General features: G+C 62.8%; 22 protein-coding genes and 4 pseudogenes. 12 read left to right on the forward strand and 14 right to left on the reverse strand.

What is annotated here, in order from left to right:
- The 4 genes and pseudogenes from DBO86_RS26695 to efp all read left to right on the forward strand — a co-directional run.
- Nucleotides 1–134: pseudogene (locus tag DBO86_RS26695) on the forward strand (group II intron reverse transcriptase/maturase); the annotation flags it as partial.
- A gap of 253 nt (nt 135–387) precedes the next feature.
- Nucleotides 388–594, forward strand: coding sequence for a hypothetical protein (locus DBO86_RS13135; protein WP_108233888.1), 207 nt, complete (start codon nt 388–390; stop codon nt 592–594).
- 108 nt (nt 595–702) lie between these two features.
- Complete coding sequence (earP, locus tag DBO86_RS13140) at nt 703–1,845, forward strand: elongation factor P maturation arginine rhamnosyltransferase EarP (RefSeq protein ID WP_074858797.1); 1,143 nt, start codon at nt 703–705, stop codon at nt 1,843–1,845.
- A gap of 34 nt (nt 1,846–1,879) precedes the next feature.
- Nucleotides 1,880–2,452 (forward strand): elongation factor P, encoded by a 573-nt coding sequence (gene efp / locus DBO86_RS13145; protein ID WP_074858794.1) that lies wholly within the window; start codon nt 1,880–1,882, stop codon nt 2,450–2,452.
- A gap of 99 nt (nt 2,453–2,551) precedes the next feature.
- Here the strand turns inward: efp and DBO86_RS13150 are convergent, their stop codons facing one another.
- Nucleotides 2,552–3,514 (reverse strand): LysR family transcriptional regulator, encoded by a 963-nt coding sequence (locus DBO86_RS13150; protein WP_108233889.1) that lies wholly within the window; start codon nt 3,512–3,514, stop codon nt 2,552–2,554.
- A gap of 100 nt (nt 3,515–3,614) precedes the next feature.
- On the opposite strand from DBO86_RS13150, the gene DBO86_RS13155 reads away from it, so the two are divergent.
- Complete coding sequence (locus DBO86_RS13155) at nt 3,615–4,382, forward strand: sulfite exporter TauE/SafE family protein (RefSeq protein ID WP_074858788.1); 768 nt, start codon at nt 3,615–3,617, stop codon at nt 4,380–4,382.
- On the opposite strand, the gene DBO86_RS13160 is transcribed toward DBO86_RS13155, so the two are convergent.
- Nucleotides 4,377–5,231, reverse strand: a complete 855-nt coding sequence (locus DBO86_RS13160; RefSeq protein ID WP_108233890.1) for a LysR family transcriptional regulator — start codon at nt 5,229–5,231, stop codon at nt 4,377–4,379. The two genes, DBO86_RS13155 and DBO86_RS13160, sit on opposite strands and share 6 nt — an antisense overlap.
- A 97-nt stretch (nt 5,232–5,328) precedes the next feature.
- On the opposite strand from DBO86_RS13160, the gene DBO86_RS13165 reads away from it, so the two are divergent.
- Together DBO86_RS13165 and DBO86_RS13170 are read left to right on the forward strand one after the other, a co-directional pair.
- Nucleotides 5,329–5,577 carry a DUF1127 domain-containing protein gene (locus DBO86_RS13165; protein ID WP_084341809.1) on the forward strand — a complete coding sequence of 83 codons (249 nt, stop codon included), beginning with the start codon at nt 5,329–5,331 and terminating at the stop codon, nt 5,575–5,577.
- Nucleotides 5,578–6,522, forward strand: a complete 945-nt coding sequence (locus tag DBO86_RS13170) for a DMT family transporter (RefSeq protein ID WP_074858778.1) — start codon at nt 5,578–5,580, stop codon at nt 6,520–6,522.
- Between the two features lie 217 nt (nt 6,523–6,739).
- On the opposite strand, the gene DBO86_RS13175 is transcribed toward DBO86_RS13170, so the two are convergent.
- Nucleotides 6,740–8,038 carry an IS1182-like element ISPst13 family transposase gene (locus DBO86_RS13175; RefSeq protein WP_003459923.1) on the reverse strand — a complete coding sequence of 433 codons (1,299 nt, stop codon included), beginning with the start codon at nt 8,036–8,038 and terminating at the stop codon, nt 6,740–6,742.
- Nucleotides 8,039–8,072: 34 nt separating this feature from the next.
- Between DBO86_RS13175 and DBO86_RS13185 the strand changes: the two genes are divergently transcribed.
- Together DBO86_RS13185 and DBO86_RS13190 are read left to right on the forward strand one after the other, a co-directional pair.
- Nucleotides 8,073–8,501 carry a DUF3291 domain-containing protein gene (locus tag DBO86_RS13185; protein ID WP_108233910.1) on the forward strand — a complete coding sequence of 143 codons (429 nt, stop codon included), beginning with the start codon at nt 8,073–8,075 and terminating at the stop codon, nt 8,499–8,501.
- 38 nt (nt 8,502–8,539) lie between these two features.
- Nucleotides 8,540–9,717, forward strand: a pseudogene (locus DBO86_RS13190) (winged helix-turn-helix domain-containing protein).
- Here the strand turns inward: DBO86_RS13190 and DBO86_RS26250 are convergent.
- From DBO86_RS26250 to DBO86_RS13210, 6 genes and pseudogenes are all read right to left on the reverse strand, one after another.
- Complete coding sequence (locus tag DBO86_RS26250; RefSeq protein WP_242408929.1) at nt 9,714–9,812, reverse strand: hypothetical protein; 99 nt, start codon at nt 9,810–9,812, stop codon at nt 9,714–9,716. The pseudogene DBO86_RS13190 and the gene DBO86_RS26250 overlap by 4 nt on opposite strands.
- Nucleotides 9,778–10,161 carry a M48 family metalloprotease gene (locus DBO86_RS26255; RefSeq protein ID WP_242408915.1) on the reverse strand — a complete coding sequence of 128 codons (384 nt, stop codon included), beginning with the start codon at nt 10,159–10,161 and terminating at the stop codon, nt 9,778–9,780. The genes DBO86_RS26250 and DBO86_RS26255 overlap by 35 nt, the downstream gene beginning before the upstream one ends.
- Nucleotides 10,162–10,386: 225 nt before the next feature.
- On the reverse strand, nt 10,387–11,733 hold the full coding sequence (locus DBO86_RS13200; RefSeq protein WP_108233891.1) for a class II 3-deoxy-7-phosphoheptulonate synthase: 1,347 nt from the start codon (nt 11,731–11,733) through the stop codon (nt 10,387–10,389).
- A gap of 174 nt (nt 11,734–11,907) precedes the next feature.
- A complete protein-coding gene (locus tag DBO86_RS13205; protein ID WP_208630442.1) occupies nt 11,908–12,348 on the reverse strand; it encodes a hypothetical protein in 441 nt (146 codons plus the stop codon).
- 66 nt (nt 12,349–12,414) lie between these two features.
- A pseudogene (locus DBO86_RS26035) lies at nt 12,415–13,142 on the reverse strand (bile acid:sodium symporter family protein); the annotation flags it as partial.
- Nucleotides 13,134–14,235 (reverse strand): annotated as a pseudogene (locus DBO86_RS13210) (flavin-containing monooxygenase); the annotation flags it as partial. The pseudogenes DBO86_RS26035 and DBO86_RS13210, both read right to left, overlap by 9 nt.
- 136 nt (nt 14,236–14,371) lie before the next feature.
- Here DBO86_RS13210 and DBO86_RS13215 point away from each other — a divergent pair.
- Together DBO86_RS13215 and DBO86_RS13220 are read left to right on the forward strand one after the other, a co-directional pair.
- Nucleotides 14,372–15,151, forward strand: coding sequence for a spermidine synthase (locus DBO86_RS13215; RefSeq protein WP_017676943.1), 780 nt, complete (start codon nt 14,372–14,374; stop codon nt 15,149–15,151).
- Nucleotides 15,152–15,440: 289 nt separating this feature from the next.
- Nucleotides 15,441–17,123, forward strand: a complete 1,683-nt coding sequence (locus DBO86_RS13220; RefSeq protein ID WP_003460231.1) for a DEAD/DEAH box helicase — start codon at nt 15,441–15,443, stop codon at nt 17,121–17,123.
- 155 nt (nt 17,124–17,278) lie between these two features.
- On the opposite strand, the gene DBO86_RS13225 is transcribed toward DBO86_RS13220, so the two are convergent.
- Nucleotides 17,279–17,776, reverse strand: coding sequence for a DUF934 domain-containing protein (locus DBO86_RS13225; RefSeq protein ID WP_003460226.1), 498 nt, complete (start codon nt 17,774–17,776; stop codon nt 17,279–17,281).
- Nucleotides 17,760–19,418, reverse strand: coding sequence for a nitrite/sulfite reductase (locus tag DBO86_RS13230; RefSeq protein ID WP_003460220.1), 1,659 nt, complete (start codon nt 19,416–19,418; stop codon nt 17,760–17,762). The genes DBO86_RS13225 and DBO86_RS13230 overlap by 17 nt, the downstream gene beginning before the upstream one ends.
- A gap of 444 nt (nt 19,419–19,862) precedes the next feature.
- On the opposite strand from DBO86_RS13230, the gene DBO86_RS13235 reads away from it, so the two are divergent.
- Nucleotides 19,863–20,912, forward strand: a complete 1,050-nt coding sequence (locus tag DBO86_RS13235) for an ABC transporter substrate-binding protein (RefSeq protein ID WP_003460219.1) — start codon at nt 19,863–19,865, stop codon at nt 20,910–20,912.
- On the opposite strand, the gene DBO86_RS13240 is transcribed toward DBO86_RS13235, so the two are convergent.
- From DBO86_RS13240 to DBO86_RS13250, 3 genes are all read right to left on the reverse strand, one after another.
- Complete coding sequence (locus DBO86_RS13240; protein WP_003460218.1) at nt 20,913–21,137, reverse strand: DUF2970 domain-containing protein; 225 nt, start codon at nt 21,135–21,137, stop codon at nt 20,913–20,915.
- A 130-nt stretch (nt 21,138–21,267) separates the two neighbouring features.
- Nucleotides 21,268–22,287, reverse strand: coding sequence for a PDC sensor domain-containing protein (locus DBO86_RS27055; RefSeq protein WP_279630279.1), 1,020 nt, complete (start codon nt 22,285–22,287; stop codon nt 21,268–21,270).
- Nucleotides 22,288–22,670: 383 nt separating this feature from the next.
- The gene (locus DBO86_RS13250; RefSeq protein ID WP_003460216.1) at nt 22,671–23,711 is read right to left on the reverse strand and encodes an RNA methyltransferase; all 1,041 of its coding nucleotides are present in this window, start codon (nt 23,709–23,711) and stop codon (nt 22,671–22,673) included.
- Between the last annotated feature and the right edge of the window lie 15 nt (nt 23,712–23,726).

Raw genomic sequence — 23,726 nt, forward strand, 5'->3', positions numbered from 1 at the left:
TGGGGGCAAGTCGTACAGTGGCACAACGGGTGGCGGCCAACAGCCGGCGCTGGTGGTGCAACAGCGGCAAGCTACTCAATAGGGTGTTGAACCTGGCCTGGTTCGACCGCCTGGGATTAGCCCGACTCTCATAACCTCAATCCCTCGAACCGCCCGGTGCGGACCCGCATGCCGGGTGGTGTGGCAGGGGCGCAGTTCATCAGAACTGCCCCCTATGCCGATTGCGTGGCCACTCTGCCTGTCAGGTGCATGGCGCAGCTTGTGTCGGCGCCTGCGCTGCTGCCATTGGCAATATCCATGGTCACTATCGAGAGCACTGATTTCTGTCTAGCGCGGCATCGGCCTAATGTTGAGCCCAACAGAGTTTGAGTTGGATTGGAGGTCATGATGTCCCGTATCGATGTGGTTTCCCTGGTTGGTAGTGCGGTGCCGGCTGAGCTCCGCTCCGACGGTCACATGGCGTGCTGGCTGGTGATTGTGGACGGCCAGCCGAAAGCCGGCCCCTTCGCCTCCCGCGAGGCTGCGCTGGCTTGCCAGGCGGTCTGGATGCTCAGCAGCGCTATTCGTCGTGAGGGCGATTCGCTGCTGGCCTGACTCACTGTTTTACCCCGCGCTCGCTCCAGCGCTCCCCTTGGCCCGCCTCTGGCGGGCTTTTTCTTGTTCGCCGGTTAGAATGGCGATCATTTTCCGAAGGAGCGCAGTGTGGCCAGGTGGGACATCTTCTGCAGCGTGGTCGACAACTACGGTGATATCGGCGTGACTTGGCGGCTGGCCCGGCAACTGGCGGCCGAGCAGGGGCATGTTGTGCGCCTGTGGATCGACGAGTTGGGCGCCTTCGTACGCTTGTGTCCCGAGGCCAGTGTCGATGCTGAATGGCAACGCTGGAGCGGTGTCGAGGTGCACCAGTGGCGTGAGCCGTTCCCTGCGGTTGAGCCTGCGCAGGTAGTGATCGAGGCCTTCGCCTGTCAATTGCCGTCTGCCTATATCGAGGCGATGGTGGCCAGCGGCACGCGCCGCTTGTGGCTGAATCTGGAATACCTCAGTGCCGAGGACTGGGTGGCAGGCTGCCATGGCCTACCATCGCCGCAGCCTGGAGGCTTGCAAAAATTCTTTTTCTTCCCTGGATTCGTGGAGGGCACGGGCGGTTTGCTGCGCGAAGCCGATCTGTTGGCGAGGCGGCGTTCCTTTCAGGCTGACGCGCAGGCGCAGCAGGCGTTCCTGCAGTCGCTTGGCGTGATAAGGGAAGCCGGGGCGCGACTGATTTCGTTGTTCGCTTATGAAAATGCGGGGGTGGCGGGCTGGCTTGATGCGCTGGCAGCCGATTCGCAGTCGACTCAATTGCTGGTGCCGCAGGGCAAGGTTTTGGCGGATCTGCAGGCCTGGCTGGGCGAGGCGCAGTTGTTGCCTGGTGATCAGCGGCGGCGCGGCAATCTGCTGATCCATGTGCTGCCTTTCGTGGCGCAGGATGACTACGACCGCCTGTTGTGGTGCTGCGACCTCAACGCGGTGCGTGGCGAGGACTCCTTCGTGCGAGCGCAATGGGCGGGGCGGCCGCTGCTCTGGCACATCTACCCGCAGGAGGAACGGGCGCACTGGGACAAACTTGAGGCGTTTCTGGCGATTTATAACGCCGATCTGATGCCTGAAGCCGCTGCCGTTCAGGCTGAATTCTGGCGAGCCTGGAATGCGGGGGAAGGGATGGAAACGGCCTGGCCTGCGCTTCTCGAGGTATGGCCGGTACTGCAGCGACACGCCGAGCAATGGTGTGACGATCAGGCCACTCGGTCGGATCTTGCCACGACGCTGGAACAGTTTTACCTAAATTGGCTATTATACGCGGCCTAGATTTCTGTACCTCCCGCATATTTCGGATATTCGCATGAAAACTGCACAAGAAATGAGAGTCAACAGCGTGGCCCTGATCGATGGCCAGCCGTGGCTGATCCAGAAGGCCGAGTTCACCAAGTCCGGACGTAACAGCGCCATCGTCAAGATGAAGCTGAAGAACCTGCTCAACGGTTCCAAGACCGAGACCGTCTACAAAGCCGACGACAAGATGGAGCCGGTGATTCTCGAGCGCAAGGAAGTGAATCTGTCCTACATCAGCGGTGAGGACTATGTATTCATGGATCCGGAGTACAACTCCTACGAGCTGCGCGCCGAAGATCTGGAAAGCGTTCTGCCGTTCATTGAAGAAGGCATGAACGATGTCTGCGAAGCCGTGTTCTTCGAAGGCAAGGTGATCTCCGTCGATCTGCCGACCACCATCGTGCGTCAGGTTGTCTACACCGAGAACGCTGCTCGTGGCGACACTTCCGGCAAGGTCATGAAGCCTGCCAAGCTGCGCAACGGTACCGAGATCAAGGTTGCCGAGTTCGTCGACATCGACGACTGGATCGAGATCGATACCCGTGACGGTTCCTACAAGGGCCGCACCCAGGCTCCGGCCTGAACCTAAGCTGCACGAGAAACCCGGCCTAGGTGCCGGGTTTTTTGTGGCTGTCACGCGGCGGTTTTCGTGGTGCGCGCGGCGCGCCCTAGGGTCATGATCTTACTGCTGTGGGATGGCCAGGCTGGTTTGCAGTGCCTGATCCCAGGGCGGCGGAAAGCCGAAGCGCTGCTTCAGGAAACTCAGCAGCAGGCGTGTCCGCTGGCTGGCCTCGCGCTCCAGGCGCAGGGCGTAGATGCTCACCGGCTCGACGGGTGGCAGGCCCTGTTCGCAGAACAGCGGGATCAGCTCGCCACGTTGCAGATGCTCGCTGCTCATCCAGGTGGGCAGGTGGGCCACGCCAAGGCCGGCGAGGGCGCTGAACAGCAGGGTTTCGGCGTTGTTGCTGGTCTGGCGCAGGCGCTTGGGCTTGCACAACTGCAGTTTGCCGTCGACTTCGAAGCGCCAGGCGTAGGGTGGCGCCAGGCTGTCCCAATCGAGGCCGTCGTGCTGTTCCAGCTCCAGTGGGCTGCGGGGAATGCCGCGTCGACGCAGATACTCCGGGCTGGCGCAGACGATGCGCGTCATCGACGCCAGCGGCGTGGCCACCAGGCGGCTGTCGGGTAGGGGGCCAATACGCACGACGATATCCACCTCACCCAGGTGTTCGCCCTGCAGGTCGATGAAGCTGTCGATCAGGCGTAGTTGCACGTCCAGGCCGGGGTTTGCGCGCAGGAACTCGGCAATCGCCGGAGCCAAGTGGCGGCGCCCAAAGGGTGAGGGGGCGTCGATGCGAATCAGGCCTTCCGGTGCACTGCTCAACGACACCGCTTCGGCGCGGGCCAGGTGCAGCTCGGCAAGGATACGCCTGGCGCGCTCGGCGAACGCCAGGCCCGCCGGGGTGACGCGTACCGCATGAGTGGTGCGACTGAACAGACTGCTGCCCATGGCGCGCTCCAGGGCGTCGATGCGCCGTGCCACTGCCGAGGGCGTGAGCGGATGGCGCCTTGCCGCTGCGGAGAAGCTGCCGGTCTCCAGCACGTCGAGAAAGAGCTCCAACTGGTCGGTCAGTGCATCGGGGTTCATGGCAGCCTTCTTATGTGAGATAAGCAAAGCCATTGTGCGCTGCTGTGCGTTTCCACGCTAGCCGTGGCTGCTTAACATGCGCCCACTGTCTGGAGGTGTCATGAATCTGTTCGACCTGTTGCTCAATCTATTGCTCGGCCTGGGCCTGGGGACTCTGGGCGGGTTATTTGGCATTGGCGGCGGGCTGATCGCCATTCCGGTGTTGGGCATCGTTTTCGGGCTGGATCAGCAGTTGGCTCAGGGCACCGCGCTGGTGATGGTGGTGCCGAACGTGATGCTGGCGATCTGGCGATACCATCAGCGCAATCGCATCGATCTGCGCTATGCGTTGCTGCTCGGTGTCACCAGCTTCTTCTGTGCCTGGCTGGCCTCGTTGTATGCAGTAGAAGTGGACTCGCGCACCATGCGCTGGGCTTTCGTCGGTTTCCTGCTGGCCCTGGCGGCATACAACCTGCTGCGCATGCTGATGGCTCAGGGGCCGGCCAGTGGCGAGTTGCGTCATCACTGGGGCTGGTTTGGCGTGCTGGGCGGGGTGTCCGGCGCCATGGGCGGGCTGTTTGGCGTGGGCGGCGCGGTGGTGGCTACGCCAGTGCTGACCAGCGTATTCGGCACCACCCAGGTGGTAGCGCAGGGGTTATCGCTGTCGCTGGCGCTGCCCAGCACCGGCGTCACGCTGTTCACCTACGCGCTGCATGATCACGTCAACTGGTGGATGGGCGTGCCGTTGGCGGTGGGTGGCCTGCTCAGCATCAGTTGGGGCGTACGCCTGGCCCATTCGCTGCCGGAGCGTCTGCTGCGCAGCCTGTTCTGTGGCTTCCTGCTGCTCTGTGCACTGCTGCTCGCGCTGGAGTCGGGTGGCCGCCTATAGGCGAAAACCATAGACGATATGCTCGGCCAGGCATTCGGTGACGGGTGACTGGCTGCTGTCGTTGCTCAGCAGCACGATGCTGGTCAGCGGCAGCAGCTGCAGGCCTTCGGCTTCGCCGAGGATGCGCAGGTCGGGGGTGATCAGGCTTTGCAGTTGCGCAGTGACCGCGAGGCCCGCGCGCACCACGGCGAAGATCGCCGAGAGGCTGGGGCTGGTGTAGGCGATGCGGTAGGGACGGCTCATCGCATCCAGCGCGTTGCAGGCCCATTCGCGGCAGAAACACTCGGCGTTGAACATGGCCAGTGGCATGGGGTTCTGTTCATGTGGGCAGAAGCCCTGGGCCATGGCCCAGGCGAAGCGCTCCTGGCGCAGCAGTTGGTCGATCTCCTTGTCGGGCTGGCGGGTGACGATGGTCAGGTCCAGATCCTGGCGCAGCAGCAGTTGTCCCGAAGGCTCGCAATGCACTTCCACCTGCACCAGCGGATAGGCCTGGGCGAAGCGCGAGAGAATCTTCGGCAGAAAGCGCATCACGTAGTCGTCCGGCGTGCCGATGCGCACGACACTGACCATATGCGGCTCGCGCAGGGTGTTGAGTACCTCGCCATGCAGCTTGAGGATGCGCCGCGCATAACCCAGCAGCACCTGGCCCTCGGGCGTCAGCCGCACCTGACGGCCGTCGCGCTCGAACAACGGGCGTTGCACCACGTCTTCCTCCAGCCGCTTTATCTGCATGCTCACGGCTGACTGGGTGCGATTGACCGTTTCTGCGGCGCGGGTGAAACCGCCGGTGTCGGCGATGGCAACGAAGTTGCGCAGCAATTCGGCATCAATACTGGGGTGGAAGGCCATTCATCAATCCTCGAGATGGATGCCATAAGAAACATTCGCTGGATTGATCTAAAGCTGGGCCCGACACTGACGCCAACCCCACAGGGAGGGCGAAAAGATGAAAGGTCAGAAAGGTTATGCGTTGGCTCAGGCCATCCACTTCGAACGGTTGCCGTCACTGGTCGGCGTATGGCGTATGCTGCGGCGCTGGCGTCAACTGGCTCACAAGCGGGCACAGCTGGCGCAACTGAATGATGCTGCATTGAAGGACCTGGGACTGTCCCGCGCCGATGTGTTGCAGGAGGCCGAACGGCCGTTCTGGGATTACCCGCTGAGAAAGAGAGTGGTACATGACAGGAGTTGTTGAATGACCGCGGTACGCAAGGGCGCCGATTTTTTCCTGTTCCAACTGATGCTGTTGTTATGCGCCATCTGGGGTAGCCAGCAGGTGGCAATCAAGCTGGCGGCGGGCGATATCGCGCCCATGCTGCAGGTGGCCTTGCGCTCCGGCATCGCCGCCGTGCTGGTCGGCTTGCTCTTGCTGTGGCAGCGCGGATGGCGCGAATGGGTCAGCTCGACGTGGCTGGCTGGACTGCTGGCGGGCGTGTTGTTCGCACTGGAGTTCTTCTTCATCGCCCTTGGCCTGCGCTACACCACGGCTTCGCATATGGCGGTATTTCTCTACACCGCGCCGATCTTCTCGGCGCTTGGGCTGCACTTTCTGTTGCCCAGCGAGCGCTTGCGACGCCTGCAGTGGCTGGGTATCACCTTGTGTTTCGGCGGTGTAGTGATGGCATTTGGTGTCGGTGGCAATTGGGCTGAGGTCGATGCCGGTATGCTGCTGGGCGATGCGCTGGGGCTGTGCGCCGGCATGGCCTGGGGCGCGACCACGGTAGTCGTGCGGGGTTCGCGCCTGTCCGAAGCGCCGGCCGGGTTGACCCTGTTCTATCAGTTAGCGGTGGCGTTCGTGCTGCTGCTGGCGTACGCGCTGGTGGTGGTGGACTTGTCCCAGCTGCGTTGGACGCCTGTGGCCATCGCCAGCATTCTGCTGCAGGGCGTGGTGGTGTCATTCTTCACCTACTTGACCTGGTTCTGGCTGCTGCGCCGCTACCTGGCTTCGAACATGGCAGTGTTCTCCTTCATGACCCCGCTGTTTGGCGTCACCTTCGGCGTGCTGGTGCTGGACGAACCGCTGACCCTGAACTTCATCATTGGCGCGGCGCTGGTGCTGTCGGGCATCACCCTGGTCAGCAGCGAGGCCTGGTTGCGTCGACGTCTGTCCGGCTGGCGTGGCCTGCCGCAGCAACCCTGACGCATGGAGGCTGGAAATTGTCCGCTTATCACTTGGCCCAACTGAACATTGCCTGGATGAAGGCGTCGCTGGAGTCAGAGCTTGTGAGCTTTTCGGTCACGCCCGCCGAAGGGGGCGCGAGTGGGTTTGTGATCGCTGTGGCGGTCAGATGATCTGTTCAGCATGAAGGCACTCGCGTTATCTGGTTTTTCGGGTCGTTTTTCGCCGTTTCGTACGCTCAAGCCCCGATTCCGGACACTGCAGACGCACCTTTCCCGAAGGCAAGCATCTCCGGCGCGAGGCTGGCCATCCGCATCAGGTTGTGGGCCAAGGCAAAGAACAGGACCACGCACTTGACCTTGGCCAGTCCGCGCACGCGGAACTGCTGGAGTCCCCGGTTGCGGCTGTGGGCATTGACGCATTCGGCGGTTGCGGCGCGGTTCTTGTAGATCGCCTTGGCCTCATCGGTCCCCATGCGCGCGCGCCATGCCGCCACGCCAGGACTGTCGTCGGGCTTGGGCTGGTGTGGGTCCACCGCCTTGTCCTTGGCCGCCGGCACCGGCCCATACACCGTGGTGTGCGCGCTGGCCTGTTCGACCTGCTCGTGACCCACAAAGCCGCCATCGACCAGCCAGGCCTCGGGCGTCTGACCGCAACGCTCGCGCACCTGCTCGATCATCGGCACCATCTGACCCTGGTCGCTTCCAATCGTGGCCACCTCGACGCCCACAATCACCAGCGAGTCGACATCGCTGGCCAACTGCGGGTTGTACGCAGGCCGAAACCCGCCGTCGCCCATCTTCATGACCGTCGCCTGGGCATCGGTCGTCGAGGCGCGCGCCTGATCGGCCGCCTTGCCCTGGCGGCGCTTGATCGCTTCGAGTTCGGGCAAGCGCGCCAGCGCCTCGGCCACCCGGGTCTCGCGCTCACGGGCCGCGCGCAGCCGCGCCGCCTGACGAGCCCGCTCGGCCCTGCCCGGGTCGGCTTCAAGCTCGGCCTTGAGCTGCGCGACCCGCTCGCGGGCCGCCTCCAGGTAGCCCGCGAGCTTGTCCTCGCGCCGGAACGATCCCGCCCCCGCACTGGCCCGCACCCGCATGCCATCCTGCGCCACCTGGCGCAGCTTCACCACCCCGGCGGCAATGAGCGTTGCCACATTAGCGCTGAGCAACTCGTCGAGCGCCTCGCCGTGATCCTTCCGAAAGTCCGACAGCGTGTGGTAATTGACCTGCACCCCGCCGCACAGCCAACGATACGCATCATGCGCATCGGTCAGGCGCGCCACCTCGCGCGCGCTGCCCACCCCGTCGAGCGTCGCGTAAAGCCACAGCGACAACAGAATCTCCGGCGCAATCGCCGCCCGACCAACCCCGCCCTCACGCACCCGGATCCGCTCATAGAAGCGCGCCAGATCCTGCCCGGCAACATACGACCACACCAGCCGCGCCCGATGACCTTCCGGCAGCAGCGACTCGAGGTCGCTGGCGCGAAACTCCATCTGGGTGCGGTTGGGCAAAATCACGCGTGCGTGAGCTTTCATGGCAGGGTTACGAGATCGTGGCCGGGACGCAAGAATTATACCAAAAGCATTTCTCGGAAATCTTCACAGACTCTCAGCGGAGATGGCTGACTTCGTCGCCAATCTGGAGCGTATCAATGCACTGGCTGAAGGCTCGCCCGGCTATGTCTGGCGTTTGCAGGACGAGGCGGGCGATGCCACGGCAATCCGTCCGTTCGGTGACGAGGTGTGGGTCAACATGTCGCTTTGGCAGGACGTGCAGTCGCTCGGCGATTACGTCTACAAATCGGCACATACCGAGATGCTCAAGCGCCGTCGCGAATGGTTCGAGCGTGTCGAGCAGGCGCACCAGGTGCTGTGGTGGGTGCCCGCCGAGCATCGGCCGAGCGTGGTCGAGGCCGCTGAGCGCCTGGCTCATCTGCGCGAGTATGGCGCGACGGTGCAGGCCTTCACCTTTCGCCACGCGTTCGCCGCGCCGGCCTGAACTCGTCGGCAGCCAAACTGCCTGATAGGCTGGTCGCCATGACGCTCTCACTTTCTCTCGCCGAAGCCCGCCGCCTGGCTCTGGCTGCTCAGGGGTTCGGCCGTACCCCACGCGGCGCCATCGCCCACAAGCAGCTGCAGGCGCAGATCGAGCGCCTTGGCGTGGTGCAGATCGACTCGGTCAATGCCTTGGTGCGCTCGCACTACCTGCCGACTTTTTCCCGTCTTGGTCATTACCAGGCCGAGCACCTCGATGAACTGGCCTGGGGCCGGGCGCGGCGCAGGCGCCTGTTCGAATACTGGGGGCACGAAGCCTCGCTGTTGCCACTCGAGCTTTATCCGCTGCTGCGCTTGCGAATGCGCCGAGCGGCGGATGGGCAGGGCATTTACCGCGAGTTGGCGAAGTTCGGTGTGGAGCGGCGCGACGCAATAGACAGCGTGCTGCAGTCCGTGCGCGAGCTCGGTGCACTGGGCGCCGGCAGCCTTTCCTCACGTACCGAGAAGGCCGGCCCCTGGTGGGATTGGAGCGCGGAAAAAATGGCGCTGGAATGGCTGTTCGCTGCAGGTCTGGTCACTGTGGCTGGGCGCCGCGGCTTTGAAAGGCTGTACGACCTGCCGGAGCGGGTCATTCCCGCGGATGTGCTGAATCCCCCGGACCTCGATGACGACGAGGCGCAGCGCCGCCTGTTGCTGCGTTCTGCCGATGCCCTGGGCGTGGCGACCGAGCGCGATTTGCGCGACTACTATCGGCTGGACGTCAGTGACAGCAAGCGCCGTATCGCTGAACTGGTGGAGGCGGGCGAGTTGTTGCCTGTCACGGTGCAGGGCTGGCGGCAGGTGGCCTACTGCCGGGGCGAGCCGCGCATTCCCCGGCGTGTTCGCCATAGTGCGTTGCTGTCGCCGTTCGATTCACTGATCTGGGAACGCGAGCGCACCGAACGACTGCTGGGCTTCCGCTATCGGCTGGAGATCTACACCCCGCAGAGCAAGCGCGTGTATGGCTATTACGTGCTGCCGTTTCTGACCATGAACGCCTGCTGGCGCGGGTGGATCTGCGCAGCGAGCGCGCTACCGGGTGCCTGGCGGTGCATGCCGTGCATCTGGAGGACGTAGTGTTGAGCGAGGAGGCGCGCTTGGCGCTGGGCGATTCACAGTGCGCGGGCCTGGATGAGGTGTGGTTGGCGCCGAGCGTGAGTCTGCGCGGGCTGCTCGGTTAACCGCCATTCTCCAGCAGCAACTGCTCGACGCGCTGGATGTTCATCTGCATCGGGCAATAGTTATACATCGGCGAGCCGACATGCTTGCCCTGCAGCTCGCACTGGCCATTGCGGTAGACCAGCCAGGCCTTCTGCGTCGTTGTTGTCGGTCATCAGGTCCATCAGGCCGCTGTAGACGCGCGCGCAACCGTTGGCCATGGCCCAGGCGTTGACGTCGTCGGCCTGATACACCTTGTAGGTGATCGGCGTGCCGTTGATCTGATGGCCGAGGTTGTTGACGATCTTGTCCAGACGTTTGCTGTACGGGTTGTTCGGGCCGGAGATATTGGCTTCGGCATCCATTTCGGCGCAGGCCTGGTCGGACATGCTGCGTACTTCGGCGTCGCTGAGGGTCGCGGCCTGCACGGCCATCAGGCCCGATTGCAGCATGGCGTCGGGGGACATGTTCTGGCAGCCGGTCAGCAGAACGGCGCTGGACAGGCGAAAGCGGAGACGGTGGTGCGCAGTTGCATGGTTTATCGTCCTTGTTGGGGGGGCGCGAGTCCTTTCCGGCTGGGTGTAGCTTGGGCACCTGTCCGGTGCTCGCGATGGGAAAGCATTATGCCGGACACCGCACAGAAGATGTGCGAGCCGGTTCGCGCCCTGGCCAAGTGGCCAGGGCGCGGAGGGTCAGCGGCGTACCTGCTTCAGCGTTTCGGCGATCATGAACGCCAGTTCCAGAGACTGGTCGGCATTCATGCGTGGGTCGCAGTGGGTGTGGTAGCGGTCTGACAGGCCGTCTTCGGTGATCGGGCGTGAGCCGCCGATGCACTCGGTGACGTTCTGCCCGGTCATCTCGATATGGATGCCACCGGCGTAGGTGCCTTCGGCCTGGTGTACGGCGAAGAACTGCCGGACTTCGCTGAGGATCTGCGCGAAATCGCGGGTCTTATAGCCGCTGCTGGCCTTGATGGTGTTGCCGTGCATCGGGTCGGAACTCCACAGCACCTGGCGGCCTTCCTCCTTGACCTTGCGCAGCAGGCGCGGGAAGTGCGCCTCGACCTTGTCCGCGCCCATGCGCACGATCAGGTTGAGGCGACCGGGATCGTTGTCCGGGTTGAGGGTGTCGATCAGGCGGATCAGCTCGTCCGGGTCCATGCTCGGACCGACCTTGACGCCGATGGGGTTCTCGATGCCGCGCATGAATTCGACGTGTGCGCCGTCCAGCTGGCGGGTGCGGTCACCGATCCACAGCATGTGTGCGGAGCAGTCATACCAGCGACCGGTGAGGCTGTCGCGACGCACGAAGGCTTCTTCATAGTTCAGCAGCAGCGCTTCGTGGGCGGTGAAGAAGCTGACTTCGCGCAGCTGCGGTGCGCTGTCCATGCCGACGGCGCGCATGAAGGCCAGGGTTTCGTCGATGCGACCGGCGAGCTGGTGGTACTTCTCGGATAGCGCCGAGTTGGCGATGAAATCGAGGTTCCACTGATGCACCTGATGCACGTCGGCGAAGCCGCCCTGAGCGAAGGCGCGCAGCAGGTTGAGGCTGGCGGTGGCCTGATGATAGGCCTGCAGCAGGCGCTCCGGGTCCGGTACGCGACTGGCGACGTCGAAACCGATACCGTTGACGATGTCGCCACGGTAAGCGGGCAGGGTGACGCCATCGATGGTTTCGCTGCCGGACGAGCGCGGCTTGGCGAACTGGCCGGCCATGCGCCCGACCTTGACCACCGGGCAGCCGGCGGCGAAGGTCATGACGATGGCCATCTGCAGCAGCACCTTGAAGGTGTCGCGGATCTTCGCGGCGGAAAACTCGGCGAAACTCTCGGCGCAGTCGCCGCCCTGCAGCAGGAACGCGCGCCCCTGGGTGACCTCGGCGAACTGGCGACGCAGCTCGCGCGCCTCCCCGGCGAACACCAGCGGCGGGTAGCCGGCCAGGGTTTGTTCGACGCGAGTCAGGTGCGCGGCATCAGGGTATTCAGGCTGCTGTTGGATGGGCTTGGCCCTCCAGCTTTCGGGGCTCCAGGCGTTCGACATGCTGCGTCTCTAGCGGTTGATCAGGCGGAGACACATGGTAACCGATAAGCCCCGCAGCTCGTACGTGTATTGGCTCATGACGCCGGGGCGGGCTCGAATGCGCGCGCAGGCCGCATGCGCGGCGATACATCGCGCGCCGGCAGGAAGCGCCCGTAGTGCTGTGCCTTGCCCAGATCATCCGGGTATTCCAGGCAGCAGTGATAGGCGATGCGACAGTTGATCATCGTCAGCGCGACCGCTGCATCGTTGCGTTTGACCACTCGCATCGCGGTACTGGCAGGCCAGTTCGAAGTAGGCGTCTACTGCATCCAGGCCGCGCGACTGGCCCAGTTGCTTGAAGTTATTACCGACCAGGCTGGGGGCCAGGCATTCGGTCACCCAGCAATCGGAGAAGTCGCGGTGCCACAGGTCCTTGGTCAGCACGGCCTTTGCCTGCTTCTTGAACAGAGCGCGAAATTCCGGCTCCTTGACCTTGGCATAGGGCTCGTCCGGGTCCTTGAAATTGCGCAGGATCTCGCCGGCACCGAATTCCTCGAAGGCATTCACGTTGAGTCCTTCCAGGCGCAGGATGAAGGGCGCTGGCAAGGTCTGCCAGCGGAAGTGGCCGCGCAACACCTGTTCGCCAGCCAGCCGGAAAGGCGGGTGAAACGGTGCAGCAGCGGCTGCAGGCGGCCTGCGTGACTACAGCCAGGCCAGGCTGAGGCCGGACACCAGATGCCAGCAACCCCAGAAGGCCGCGATCAGCAGCATGCCGCTGGCCTGTGGGAAGAAGGTGAAGATGATCACCAGGCCCAGTGCCGAATTCTGGGTGCCCACTTCCAGCGTCAGGGCGCGGCGGTCGGCCACCGATAGCCTGCTCAGGCGTGCGCTGAGGTAGCCAATGCTCAGTGCCAGGGCGTTGTGCGCCACTACCAGCCAGAAGAACAGATGGAAATGTCGGGTGAATTGCTCGAGGTTGCGGCTGAACGCCAGCGCGACGAAACCGAGCATTACCAGCAAGGCGAACAGACGCAGGGGCTTTTCCACTTTCAGCGTCAGTTGCGGGAAGCGCCGGCCGATCCAATGCCAGCCAGCAGAGGCAGGCCGAGCACCAGCAGCACGAGCAGCAGCAAACTCAGCGGGTCCAGTTCGATCTGCGTCAGCAAGGGTCGCGTATGTGGATTGAGCCAGGCGTACAGGGCGAAGTTGAGCGGTGTCAGCACGCTGGCGACGACGCTGGAAACGGCGGTCATGCTCACCGACAGCGCGACGTTGCCGCGAGCCATCCAGGTCATGATGTTGGAGAAGCTGCCGCCTGGGCAGGCAGCGATCAGGGTCATGCCCAGCGCCAGTTGCGCCTCGATGGCCAGGGCCCAGCAAGCCAGGCAGGTCAACGCCGGCAGCAACACGAATTGCGCCAGCATGCTGACCAGCTCCGCCTGCTCGTCACGCCCCTGCCAGCCCAGGCCGGAGGCCTCGACCATGCCGAGCATGAACAGGTCGTCGTGCTCGGGGTGGAATACGTTGAGATACAGCTGTGGTGCACCGGTATCTTGCGGCCAGTTCAACTCGTCGCGGCGATGAAGGGGTAGTCGAGCTTGTAGCCGGTGGCCATGAGGATCAGGTTGTACTCGGCTTGTTCGCCGTTGGCGAAGGTCACGCTTTGCCCCCTCACTGCCGTGATGTCGCCGCGAGGGCGGATGTCGCCGTGGCCGATATGGTGCAGCACCAGCGAGTTCATCACCGGATGCGACTCGTACAGGCGGTAGTCCGGGTCGGGCAGACCGTACTGCGAGGGTTTGCCGACCAGGGCGCGCACCAGCAGACCGTCGACCAGCTGTTTGAGACGCGCGGTAGCTTGATCGCTCCGCCGAAGGTATCGGTGGGTTTGCCGAGGATGAACTTGGGCAGGAAGTGATAGCCACGGCGTACCGAGAGGTCGACCGAGGCGGCGCGATGCACGGCATCGACGGCGATATCGCAGGCCGAGTTGCCGCAGCCGACCACCAGCACCCGTTTGCCGGCGAAGATATCCGCGCTCTTGTAGGCATTCGAATGCAACAACTCTCCGCAGAAATCACCGGGTAGGCGCGGCAGGTTGGGCGTATGCAGGGTGCCGTTGGCGATCAGCACACCGTCGAAACGCCACTCGTGTTGCTCGCCGTTGCGCTCGCTGATCAGTTTCCAGCCATCTTGCTCGCGTTGCACCTGCAGCACGCGGGTATCGAACTGGTAATGCTCATAGAGACGAAACTGCCTGGCGTAGTCGCGAAAGTAGCGGCGCATCTCGCTGTGGTGCGGGTAGGGCGCCACCTCGGCACGCATGGGGAACTCGCGGAACTCGGTGGTGCCCTTGGAGGAAATCAGATGCGCCGAGTGATACATGCTGCTGTGCGGGTTATCGATATCCCACAGGCCGCCAACGTCGCGGTGCAGCTCGAAACCGATGAAATCGATACCGTGCTTCTTCAATTGCCGAGCCGTGCACAGGCCCATGGGGCCTGCACCGATGATGGCGTACATGGCGAACCTCGTTATTGTTATGAGTAGCAGCGCAAGTGTTGGAATTATTGCGTGACCGGGGGCGGCTGCTTCAATGACAATCGGCGCCTTTAGCCCGGTTGTTGTGGTACGGGATGTCACTGTGGGAGAGGTATCGATGCCAGGGTTGCCGCCGGACGACGAGTTGCAGCAGCAGGACGAGGTTCTGCTGGCCGAGGTGCACGACGCCTTCGGGGTGATCCGTGTGGTGCAGATCGGCGCCTACCGCTTTCTCGAGTTTGGTGATGCCATCGAACAGAGTTGCGTGTTCCAGGGCGATCCCAGCTGGCTGGAATACGACTACACCCGCGCCATGTTGCTGGGCGCGCTGTGCCACGATGCGCCGGAAACCGCACTGTTCCTTGGTCTGGGCGCCGGCAACCTGACCCAGGCCTGCCTGAAGTTCCTGCCGTTGGAGGACGTCGAGGCCATCGAGTTGCGCCCGGACGTACCGCGCCTGGCCATGGAGTTTCTCGGTCTGGACGATGACCCGCGGCTGACCATTCGCATCGGCGACGCCACCGAACTGCTCGACAGCGCGGAAACCGCTGACCTGATCTTTCTCGATCTGTACACCGACCAGGGGCCTGGTGTCGGGCATCTGGCCTGGCGCTTTCTCGAGCGCTGCCGCGAAAAACTCAACCCGGGTGGCTGGCTGATCATCAACCAATGGGCAGGCAACGACGGCAAGCCGCTTGGCGCGGCACTGCTGCGCGGCCTTTATCATCGACACTATTGGGAGTGCCCGGTGAAGGAGGGCAACGTGGTACTGCTGATCCCGGCCGACCTCGAGCAGCGCTTGAACATGGGACGCCTGCAGATGCGTGCGGGCGAGCTGGCGCCGCGCCTGGGTTATTCGCTACAGCCGCTGATCGAAGCGCTGCGTCCGGCCACTTGATGTGCCGTTGAGCGGTTGGATGCATGCCAATCGATAAAAACCAGCACCCGAGACAGGATTTTCCGGTATAGTTCGCGCCGGCCAATTTTCTGGCCACGTTCAGGTAGTGCAACTCGCCCGGGAAATTAACACCCGGCAGCCAGTCCCCAGCGGACTATCCTTGACGATTCACTTTCATCACGTTTTCGCAAATCCCCGCCGACCAGGCTGCCAGGGTGACCCACAAGGTCTTACACGGCATGCGCAGCTTTGGAACATGGGTCTTTGCGGATGCACTTGAGGCAGACCCATGACCCAGGAAATCGGCGGCTTCGCCGCGCTCGGACTTCACCCCAATATTCTCGCCGCTCTGACCGCCGTCGGTTACGAAGAGCCGTCCCCAATCCAGTCGCAGGCCATTCCGGTGATTCTCGCCGGCCAGGACATGATCGGCCAGGCCCAAACCGGCACTGGCAAGACCGCAGCCTTCGCGTTGCCGATCCTGTCAAAAATCGACCCGACCAAGCGTGAACCACAGGCGCTGATTCTGGCGCCGACCCGCGAGCTGGCCCTGCAGGTCGCTACCGCCTTCGAAACCTATTCCAAGCAGATGCCTGGCCTCAATGTGGTCGCCGTCTACGGCGGCGCGCCGATGGGCCCGCAGCTCAAGGCCATTCGCCAGGGCGCTCAGGTCATCGTCGCCACCCCGGGTCGTCTGGTCGACCACCTGCGTCGTGACGAGAAAGTGCTGTCCACCATCCAGCACCTGGTACTCGACGAAGCCGACGAAATGCTTAAGCTGGGCTTCATGGACGACCTCGAAGTGATCTTCGAAGCCATGCCGGAAAGCCGTCAGAGCGTGCTGTTCTCCGCCACGCTGCCGCATTCGATCCGTGCCATCGCCGAAAAGCACCTGCGCGAACCGCAACACGTCAAGATCGCGGCCAAGACCCAGACCGTCTCGCGTATCGAGCAGGCGCACCTGATGATCCATGCCGATCAGAAGACCAACGCCGTGCTGCGCCTGCTGGAAGTCGAGGATTTTGACGCGCTGATCGCTTTCGTTCGCACCAAGCAGGCCACTCTGGACCTGGCTGCTGCCCTGGAAGCCAAAGGCTTCAAGGCCGCTGCGCTGAACGGCGACATTGCCCAGAACCAGCGTGAGCGCGTGATCGAGTCGCTCAAGGATGGTCGTCTGGACATCGTCGTCGCGACTGACGTTGCTGCTCGTGGTATCGACGTACCGCGCATCACCCACGTGTTCAACGTCGACATGCCGTACGACCCGGAGTCCTACGTACACCGTATCGGCCGTACCGGCCGCGCCGGTCGCGATGGCCGTGCGCTGCTGCTGGTAACCCCGCGTGAGCGCCGCATGCTGCAGGTGATCGAGCGTGTCACCGGGCAGAAGGTCGGCGAGGTCAAGCTGCCGAACGCCCAGCAGGTGCTCGATGCGCGCATCAAGAAGCTCACCAGCAGCCTGGCGCCGCTGGTGGCTGATGCCGAAGCCAGCCATGGCGATCTGCTCGACCGCCTGACCGCCGATATCGGCTGCAGCCCACGTGCCCTGGCCGCTGCGCTGCTGAAGAAGGCCACTAACGGCCAGGCCCTGGATCTGGCCACTGTCGAGCGCGAGCAGCCGCTGGTGCCGGGCGTTGGTGGTGCTCCGCGTGAGCGTCGTGAACGTGACGGCGAGCGTGGTGGTGAGCGCGGCGAATATCGCGAGCGCCGTGCGCCGGTACCGCTGACCGAAGGTCGCGTGCGTTGCCGCACCGCCCTGGGCACGCGCGACGGCATTGCTGCGAAGAACCTGCTGGGCGCTATCCTAAATGAGGGCGGTCTGGCTCGTGAAGCCATCGGCCGAATCCAGATCCGTGAGACCTTCAGCCTGGTCGAGCTGCCGGAAGATGGCCTGGATCGTCTGCTCGGCAAGTTGAAAGACACCCGCGTCGCTGGTAAGGCGCTGAAGCTGCGTCGCTATCGCGAGGATTGATCCAGCCGGCTGATTGCCGAGGATCAAAAAACGCCGCGCCCCTCACAGGGCGCGGCGTTTTTGTGTGTGCGCTGGCCGCACGGGCTGCCGAACGCCGGCGCCTGAAAGCAAAACGCCCCGAACCAGTCGGGGCGTTTGCGTCGTTCTCGCTGCGATCAGGCGCGGCGGCGGAACAGGGGCAGCGGTTGGTCTGCCGACGCCTGGTAGACCTCACTGTAATCCTCGAAGGCCTTCAGTGCATCGTACGGATCCTTGTCGGCACGCAGGGCGAAGGCATCGAAGCCGACACGCCTGAGGGCGAACAGCTGGTCGCGCAGCACGTCGCCAATGGCGCGTACTTCACCCTTGTAGCCATAACGGGTGCGCAGCAGGTAGGCGGTGGAGGAATGACGGCCATCGGTGAAGGCCGGGAATTCCAGGGCGATGACCTGAAAATGCGCCAGGTCATCGGCGATTTCCTCGATCTCGTCACTGGCCTCAAGCCAAACGCCGAGGCCACCGTCGCGAGCCTTTAGGGCGTGAGCATGCTCGCGCCACAGGGCCAGCGGGACGATGATGTCATCGCAGTTGGGAATGACGTCCAGGGTCACGTCCTTGGCCAGCAGGTGCCAGGTTTCGTCGACCACCTGACCGTTCTTAATGATTCGCTGCATAGACGCGCTCCTTGAACGGGTCGATACCGATGCGGCGGTAGGTATCGAGGAAGCTTTCTTCTTCGGTGCGTTGCTCGACGTAGACCTTGATGATCTTGTCGATCACATCGGCCATGTCCGCCTCGGCGAAGGATGGGCCGAGGATCTGCGCCAGGCTGGCGTCACGGCCGGCGCTGCCGCCGAGCGATACCTGATAGAACTCCTGGCCTTTCTTGTCGACGCCAAGGATGCCGATATGGCCGACGTGATGGTGGCCGCAGGCGTTCATGCAGCCGGAAATGTTCAGGTCGATGTCGCCGATGTCGAACAGGTAGTCCAGATCATCGAAACGACGCTGGATGGCTTCGGCGATCGGGATCGACTTGGCGTTGGCCAGCGAGCAGAAGTCGCCGCCCGGGCAGCAGATGATGTCGGTCAGCAGGCCCACGTTCGGCGTGGCGAAGCCTTGTTCGCGCAGCTCACCCCACAGGGTCAGCAGCTGACGCTGCTCGACGTCGGCGAGGATGATGTTCTGGTTATGGCTGTTACGCACCTCGCCGAAGCTGTAGCGATCGGCCAGATCGGCGATGGCATCGAGCTGCTTGTCGGTGACGTCGCCCGGCGCTACGCCAGTTGGCTTGAGCGACAGGGTCACGGCCACGTAGCCAGGCTTCTTGTGGGCGAAGGTGTTGCGCTGGCGCCAGCGGGCGAAGCCAGGATGCTCGGCGTCCTGCCGGGCGAGCAGGGCATCTTCGTCCTGCAGGGGCAGATAGGCCGGATCAACGAAGTGTGCGGCAACGCGGGCGACTTCGGCTTCGGTCAGGGTGGTCGGGCCATCCTTGAGGTGCGCCCATTCGGCGTTCACGCGCTCGGCGAACACCTCGGGGGTCAGCGCCTTGACCAGAATCTTGATGCGCGCTTTGTACTTGTTATCGCGACGGCCATAGCGGTTGTACACGCGCAGGATGGCGTCGAGATAACTGATCAGGTGTTGCCAGGGCAGGAATTCGTTGATGAAGCTGCCGACGATTGGGGTACGCCCCAGGCCGCCGCCGACGGAAACACGGAAGCCCAGCTCGCCGGCCTCGTTCTTCACTGCTTCCAGGCCGATGTCATGCACTTCGATGACGGCGCGGTCGCTCACGGCGCCGTTGACGGCGATCTTGAACTTGCGCGGCAAGTGGCTGAATTCGGGATGAAAGGTCGACCACTGACGGATGATTTCGCACCAGGGGCGCGGATCGACGATCTCGTCCTTGGCCACACCGGCGAACTGGTCGGTGGTGGTGTTGCGGATGCAGTTGCCGCTGGTCTGGATGGCGTGCATCTGCACGGTGGCCAGCTCGGCAAGAATCTCCGGCACGTCTTCCAGCTCCGGCCAGTTGAACTGCACGTTCTGCCGGGTGCTGATGTGCGCGTAGCCCTTGTCGTAATCGCGGGCGATGCGCGCAAGCGCACGAACCTGAGCGGACGACAGCAGGCCGTAGGGCACGGCGACGCGCAGCATGGGCGCGTAACGCTGGATATACAGACCGTTCTGCAGGCGCAGCGGACGGAATTCCTCGCCGCTCAGCTCTCCGGCGAGGTAGCGGCGGGTTTGATCGCGGAACTGCTTGACGCGATCCTCGACGATCTTTTGATCGTACTGGTCATATACGTACATGAAGGGTCCTGTTTTCAGGCTACTTACTGCCAATCAGCGCGCACGGCCGCGCACTCCCCGAGGAGCCGGGGCACGATACCAGCTCAGGTTTATGCGTAAAAGTGATGTTTGAATATATAAACCTTGGTTTAGGGAATAAGACCGCCCCAGAGCATAACCATATGGTTTGAGCGAAGGCCAAGGCTGGTCTTAAATGCAGTGTGCATCACCCAAAAGCACAAGAAGAGGGGGGAACCATGACCGAGCACACTGAAGTGGAAAGTTCCGACAGCGTTATCGATGCTTGGGCGATCTTTTGCCTGATCCTGATTGCGGTAGGTACGGCGGTCTTCTGGGTCAGCGGACAGTGAGGGCGAAGGCCGACACGCATTAGCGGTCGGCCTTTTGCCATTAACACCTTATACTGCGCCCCGATTATCGAGGAGGGGCGATGTGAGCAGGTGGATGCTGGGTCTGGGACTGTTGTTTTGCTGCGCGTTGGCGTCGGCACAACCGCGCGTGCCGACCATGGTTTTTCTCAACCCTGGCTACGCCAATGAGCGTTTCTGGAGCGATTACAGCCGCTACATGCAGGATGCCGCTGGAGACCTGGGCGTCGAGTTGGAGGTGCTGTACGGCGAGCGCGATCCTGAAAGGATGTTGCGCAATGCCCAGCAGGTTTTTGCAGGTAAGCACCCCGATTATCTGATTTTCACCAATGAACTGTTCCTGGGGCCGGCATTGTTGCGTCTGTTCGAAAACAGCGATGCCAGGCTGTTTGCCCTGCACAGTACCTTGACCCAAGAGCAGCAGGCCCTTATCGGTGGCAGCCGCGAGTACCACCGAAACTGGATAGGTAGCCTGGTGCCCAACGATGAGGAGGCCGGTTATCTGATGGCGCGTGAGCTGATCGCCCTGACCCATGGCAAGCCTGCCGAGTTGCTGGCGTTTGCCGGGGTCAACCGTACGCCTTCGTCAACTCTGCGTCAGGCCGGCTTGCAGCGTGCCTTGAGTGAAGCACCGCATATCAAGCTGATGCAGGCGGTTCATGGTGAGTGGCAGGAACAGCGGGCATACGAGCAGGCGATTGCTCTGTTGCCGCGTTATCCGGCGGTCAGCCTGATCTGGTCTGCCAACGATGAAATGGCCTTTGGTGTATTGCGTGCAGCCAATGAGCTGGGCAGAACCCTGCATTACACGGCCCTGAACAACTCGGAGCGCGTGCTAAAGGCGCGTATCGACGGACGTATCGATATTTTGGCCAGTGGTCACTTTCTTTTGGGCGCCTGCGCTTTGGTGATGCTCAGCGACCACGCGCGGGGGCTGGATTTCGCCGAGCGTGGAGGCAAGGATCAGGTGGCGTCGCTGTTGCGTACTGTCGACAGGGCGCAGTCAAAACAATTGCTCGAACGCCTTGCACAGCCGGATATTGGTATGGACTTTCGCCAGTTCAGCGTGCTGTCGCAGCCTCAGCGTCAGCGTTACCAGTGCTCGATTGCCTCCCTGCTGGAGTGATCAGCCAGTCGCCAGGTGCAGGATAAGTTTCACCACGCCCAGCAATACAACCACGAACAGCGTGGTGAACAGCACGCCGAGCAGAATGAAATGGCTGGGCTTGCCGCGGCTGAAATCACGGCTGCGATTTTTCCCGCTCTGTACGCCAAGGGCGGCGGCCAGCACGCTTTGCAGCATTTCGCGCAGGGTCAGAGGCGCTTGGGGGTCTTTTTCCTGATCGGTCATGGTCGGTCTCTCCTTTGATCCTGCAAGCATAGACTTTGTTGTGCATTCGCCATCCTGAAAAACAAAACGCCGCAGACCTTTGCAGGTTGCGGCGTTTTCTATTGTGCTGAATCGCTCTGCGGCAGGAGCCTCAGACCTTGAAGCGCCCCAGCAGGCGATCCTGCTGGCCGACCTGTTCCACCATCGAGGCGCACTGCCGGACCTGTTGCTCGGCACCGCCAGCCAGCTCGTGGCTGATGTCGCGGATGTTGGTGGTGTTGCGGTTGATTTCTTCGGTGGTCGCGCTCTGCTCTTCGGCTGCGGTGGCGATCTGCAGGTTCATGTCGTTGATGCGGGTGATCGCCTCACGGATGCGGCCGAGCATGTCGTTGGCTGCGATTGCGTCCTCGGCGGTCTTGCTGGCGGTATCGCGGCTCTGTTGCATGCGGCTTTCGGCCTGGCGCAAACCACCCGCGGACCTTTCGTCGTTGCTGGTGATCGCCAGGCGGCGCGTCAGGTCACCTTCGCCGCTGTTGATCTCACGCAACGAGGTGCTGAGCAGGCTCAGTGGTTTGAGCAGGCTGTTCATCAGTAGGCCCAGCACCACGAGGCTGATGGCCACGCCGACCACGGTACCGACCACGGCAAGCCAGGTCAGGCGGTTGGCTTCGGCCATCACCACGCCGATGTACCAGTCCATGCCAAGCAGGTTGGGTAGCGGGGTGAAGGAGACCAGCAGGTTCTTGCCGCTGGCCTCGACTTCGTGCAGTTCCTTGCTCAGCGCCGGGCTCTGGCCGTCGAACAGTTCGCTGTAGGACTTGCCGTTGTACTCGGCATTGGGGTGGGAAATGATATTGCCCGAGCGGCTGAGCAGGAAGGCATAGCCGGCGCCATTGAAGTCCAGGGTGTTGATCGCATCGGCCACCGATTGCAGGCGGATATCGCCACCGAACACGCCGAGAAACTGACCCGCGTCGCTGATCCGGGCGACAGCAGAGATGAGGATTTCATTGGTGGTGGAGTCGACGTAGAGTCCGGTCTGCACTGCCTGGTTGCCAGCCTTGCCGGTCGCATACCCGGGGCGTTTACGGCCGTCCCAGTCGGCGCTGGGTTTCCAGTCGTCGCTGTTCTTGATTGGCTTGCCGTCCGCTTCCAGCGCACAGTGGCGCATCGAATACACGCTGATTTTCTTCAGGGCTGTAGCTGCTGTCGATGGTTTGCGACATCAGGTCAATCAGACGCAGTTTGGCGTTTAGCCAATTCTCGATCTGTCTGGCCAGGGCATTGCTCGATTCGACCTGACTGCGCAGGGTGTCGCGGACCTAGCTGACCTGGGATAGCGACAGCAGGCTGGTGGTAAGGAACAGCACGGTAGCGGCCGCGATACCGACCTTGTGGGCGATTTTCATGAATGGGCTCCTGGGCACCAAGACGACGGGGCTGCATCCATGCAAGGCAGTTGTCTGCAAGGCAAATACAGTGCTGGCTTTCGCCAGCGGGACGTGTGGTCTCTCTGTACGCTTTTGTATCGGCTCTTGGTGCTGTTCTTGAGCCTCAGCCGCGCTTTCTGTGCAAGCGACTGGTATTGACCGCATCCACTGCGCGGGCGCGCAGTTGACCGCAACCGCCGTCGACATCCTGGCCGGCCGAATTGCGCACCTTGGTCAGCACGCCACGGCTGTGCAGATAACGCACCATCTCGACGATGCGCTTGCCTTCGGGACGCTGGTAGTCGTCGGCTTCCAGGCTGTTGTAGGGGATCAGGTTGAGCACGGCGAACTTGCCCTTGAACAGGCGCAGGATGTTGTCCATCTCTTCCTGGCTGTCGTTGATGCCCTTGAGCAGGGTCCACTGGTACTGGATCGGGTAGTCGATGGTGCGCGCGTAGGCTTCGCCCAGTTCCACCAGCTCTTCAGGATCGATGCGCGGCGCCTTGGGCAGCAGGCGTTGGCGCAGCTCGGCGTCAGTGGTATGCAGCGACAGCGCCAGGGCAGGGCGCACGCGTTGCTTGGGCAGACGCTCGAACACCCGCGGGTCACCAACGGTGGAGAACACCAGATTGCGCTGCCCGATGCCGCCCTCGGTGCCGAGCAGATCGATGGCCTCAAGCACATTGTCGAGATTGTGCGCCGGCTCGCCCATGCCCATGAATACCACTTTCTTCACCGGACGAAAGCGCCGCCCCAGGGCGACCTGGGCGACCATCTCGGCGCTGCTGAGCTGGCGCAGCAGGCCGCTCTTGCCGGTCATGCAGAACACACAGGCAACGGCGCAGCCCACCTGGCTGGAGATGCACAGGCCATCACGTGGCAACAGTACGCTTTCCACCATCTGTTTGTCCGCCAGCTCCACCAACAGGCGAGCCGAGCCATCTGCGCCGGGATGCTCGGAGCGCAGCCGGGCCAGTGCGTCTAGTTCGCTGGCGATGGTCGGCAGTGCTTCACGTACCGTCAGGGGCAGGAAGTTCTCGGTCTTCTGATGCTTGGTGCCGGTGTCCAACGGCTTGCCCTGCAGCCAGGCACGGGTAATGCGCCCGATATGCTGGGGTTTGGCGCCAAGGTCGGCGAGGCGTTGGTTGAGTTCGGTGAGCTGCATGGGGCGCGCATGCTA

It is taken from the genome of Ectopseudomonas oleovorans (genome assembly GCF_003052605.1).
In the GTDB taxonomy this organism is placed as follows: Bacteria; Pseudomonadota; Gammaproteobacteria; order Pseudomonadales; family Pseudomonadaceae; genus Aquipseudomonas; species Aquipseudomonas oleovorans_A.

Coding starts and splice junctions, on each gene's coding strand:
- DBO86_RS13215 (WP_017676943.1), top strand. CDS start 14,372: ATGCCAGGGTTGCCGCCGGACGACGAGTTGCAGCAGCAGGACGAGGTT.
- DBO86_RS13200 (WP_108233891.1), bottom strand. CDS start 11,733: ATGTCGAACGCCTGGAGCCCCGAAAGCTGGAGGGCCAAGCCCATCCAA.
- DBO86_RS13225 (WP_003460226.1), bottom strand. CDS start 17,776: ATGCAGCGAATCATTAAGAACGGTCAGGTGGTCGACGAAACCTGGCAC.
- DBO86_RS13175 (WP_003459923.1), bottom strand. CDS start 8,038: ATGAAAGCTCACGCACGCGTGATTTTGCCCAACCGCACCCAGATGGAG.
- DBO86_RS13250 (WP_003460216.1), bottom strand. CDS start 23,711: ATGCAGCTCACCGAACTCAACCAACGCCTCGCCGACCTTGGCGCCAAA.
- DBO86_RS13240 (WP_003460218.1), bottom strand. CDS start 21,137: ATGACCGATCAGGAAAAAGACCCCCAAGCGCCTCTGACCCTGCGCGAA.
- DBO86_RS26255 (WP_242408915.1), bottom strand. CDS start 10,161: ATGTCCCCCGACGCCATGCTGCAATCGGGCCTGATGGCCGTGCAGGCC.
- efp (WP_074858794.1), top strand. CDS start 1,880: ATGAAAACTGCACAAGAAATGAGAGTCAACAGCGTGGCCCTGATCGAT.
- DBO86_RS13220 (WP_003460231.1), top strand. CDS start 15,441: ATGACCCAGGAAATCGGCGGCTTCGCCGCGCTCGGACTTCACCCCAAT.
- DBO86_RS13165 (WP_084341809.1), top strand. CDS start 5,329: ATGAAAGGTCAGAAAGGTTATGCGTTGGCTCAGGCCATCCACTTCGAA.
- DBO86_RS13150 (WP_108233889.1), bottom strand. CDS start 3,514: ATGAACCCCGATGCACTGACCGACCAGTTGGAGCTCTTTCTCGACGTG.
- DBO86_RS27055 (WP_279630279.1), bottom strand. CDS start 22,287: ATGCGCCACTGTGCGCTGGAAGCGGACGGCAAGCCAATCAAGAACAGC.
- DBO86_RS13155 (WP_074858788.1), top strand. CDS start 3,615: ATGAATCTGTTCGACCTGTTGCTCAATCTATTGCTCGGCCTGGGCCTG.
- DBO86_RS13235 (WP_003460219.1), top strand. CDS start 19,863: ATGCTGGGTCTGGGACTGTTGTTTTGCTGCGCGTTGGCGTCGGCACAA.
- DBO86_RS13135 (WP_108233888.1), top strand. CDS start 388: ATGTCCCGTATCGATGTGGTTTCCCTGGTTGGTAGTGCGGTGCCGGCT.
- DBO86_RS13170 (WP_074858778.1), top strand. CDS start 5,578: ATGACCGCGGTACGCAAGGGCGCCGATTTTTTCCTGTTCCAACTGATG.
- DBO86_RS13160 (WP_108233890.1), bottom strand. CDS start 5,231: ATGGCCTTCCACCCCAGTATTGATGCCGAATTGCTGCGCAACTTCGTT.
- DBO86_RS13230 (WP_003460220.1), bottom strand. CDS start 19,418: ATGTACGTATATGACCAGTACGATCAAAAGATCGTCGAGGATCGCGTC.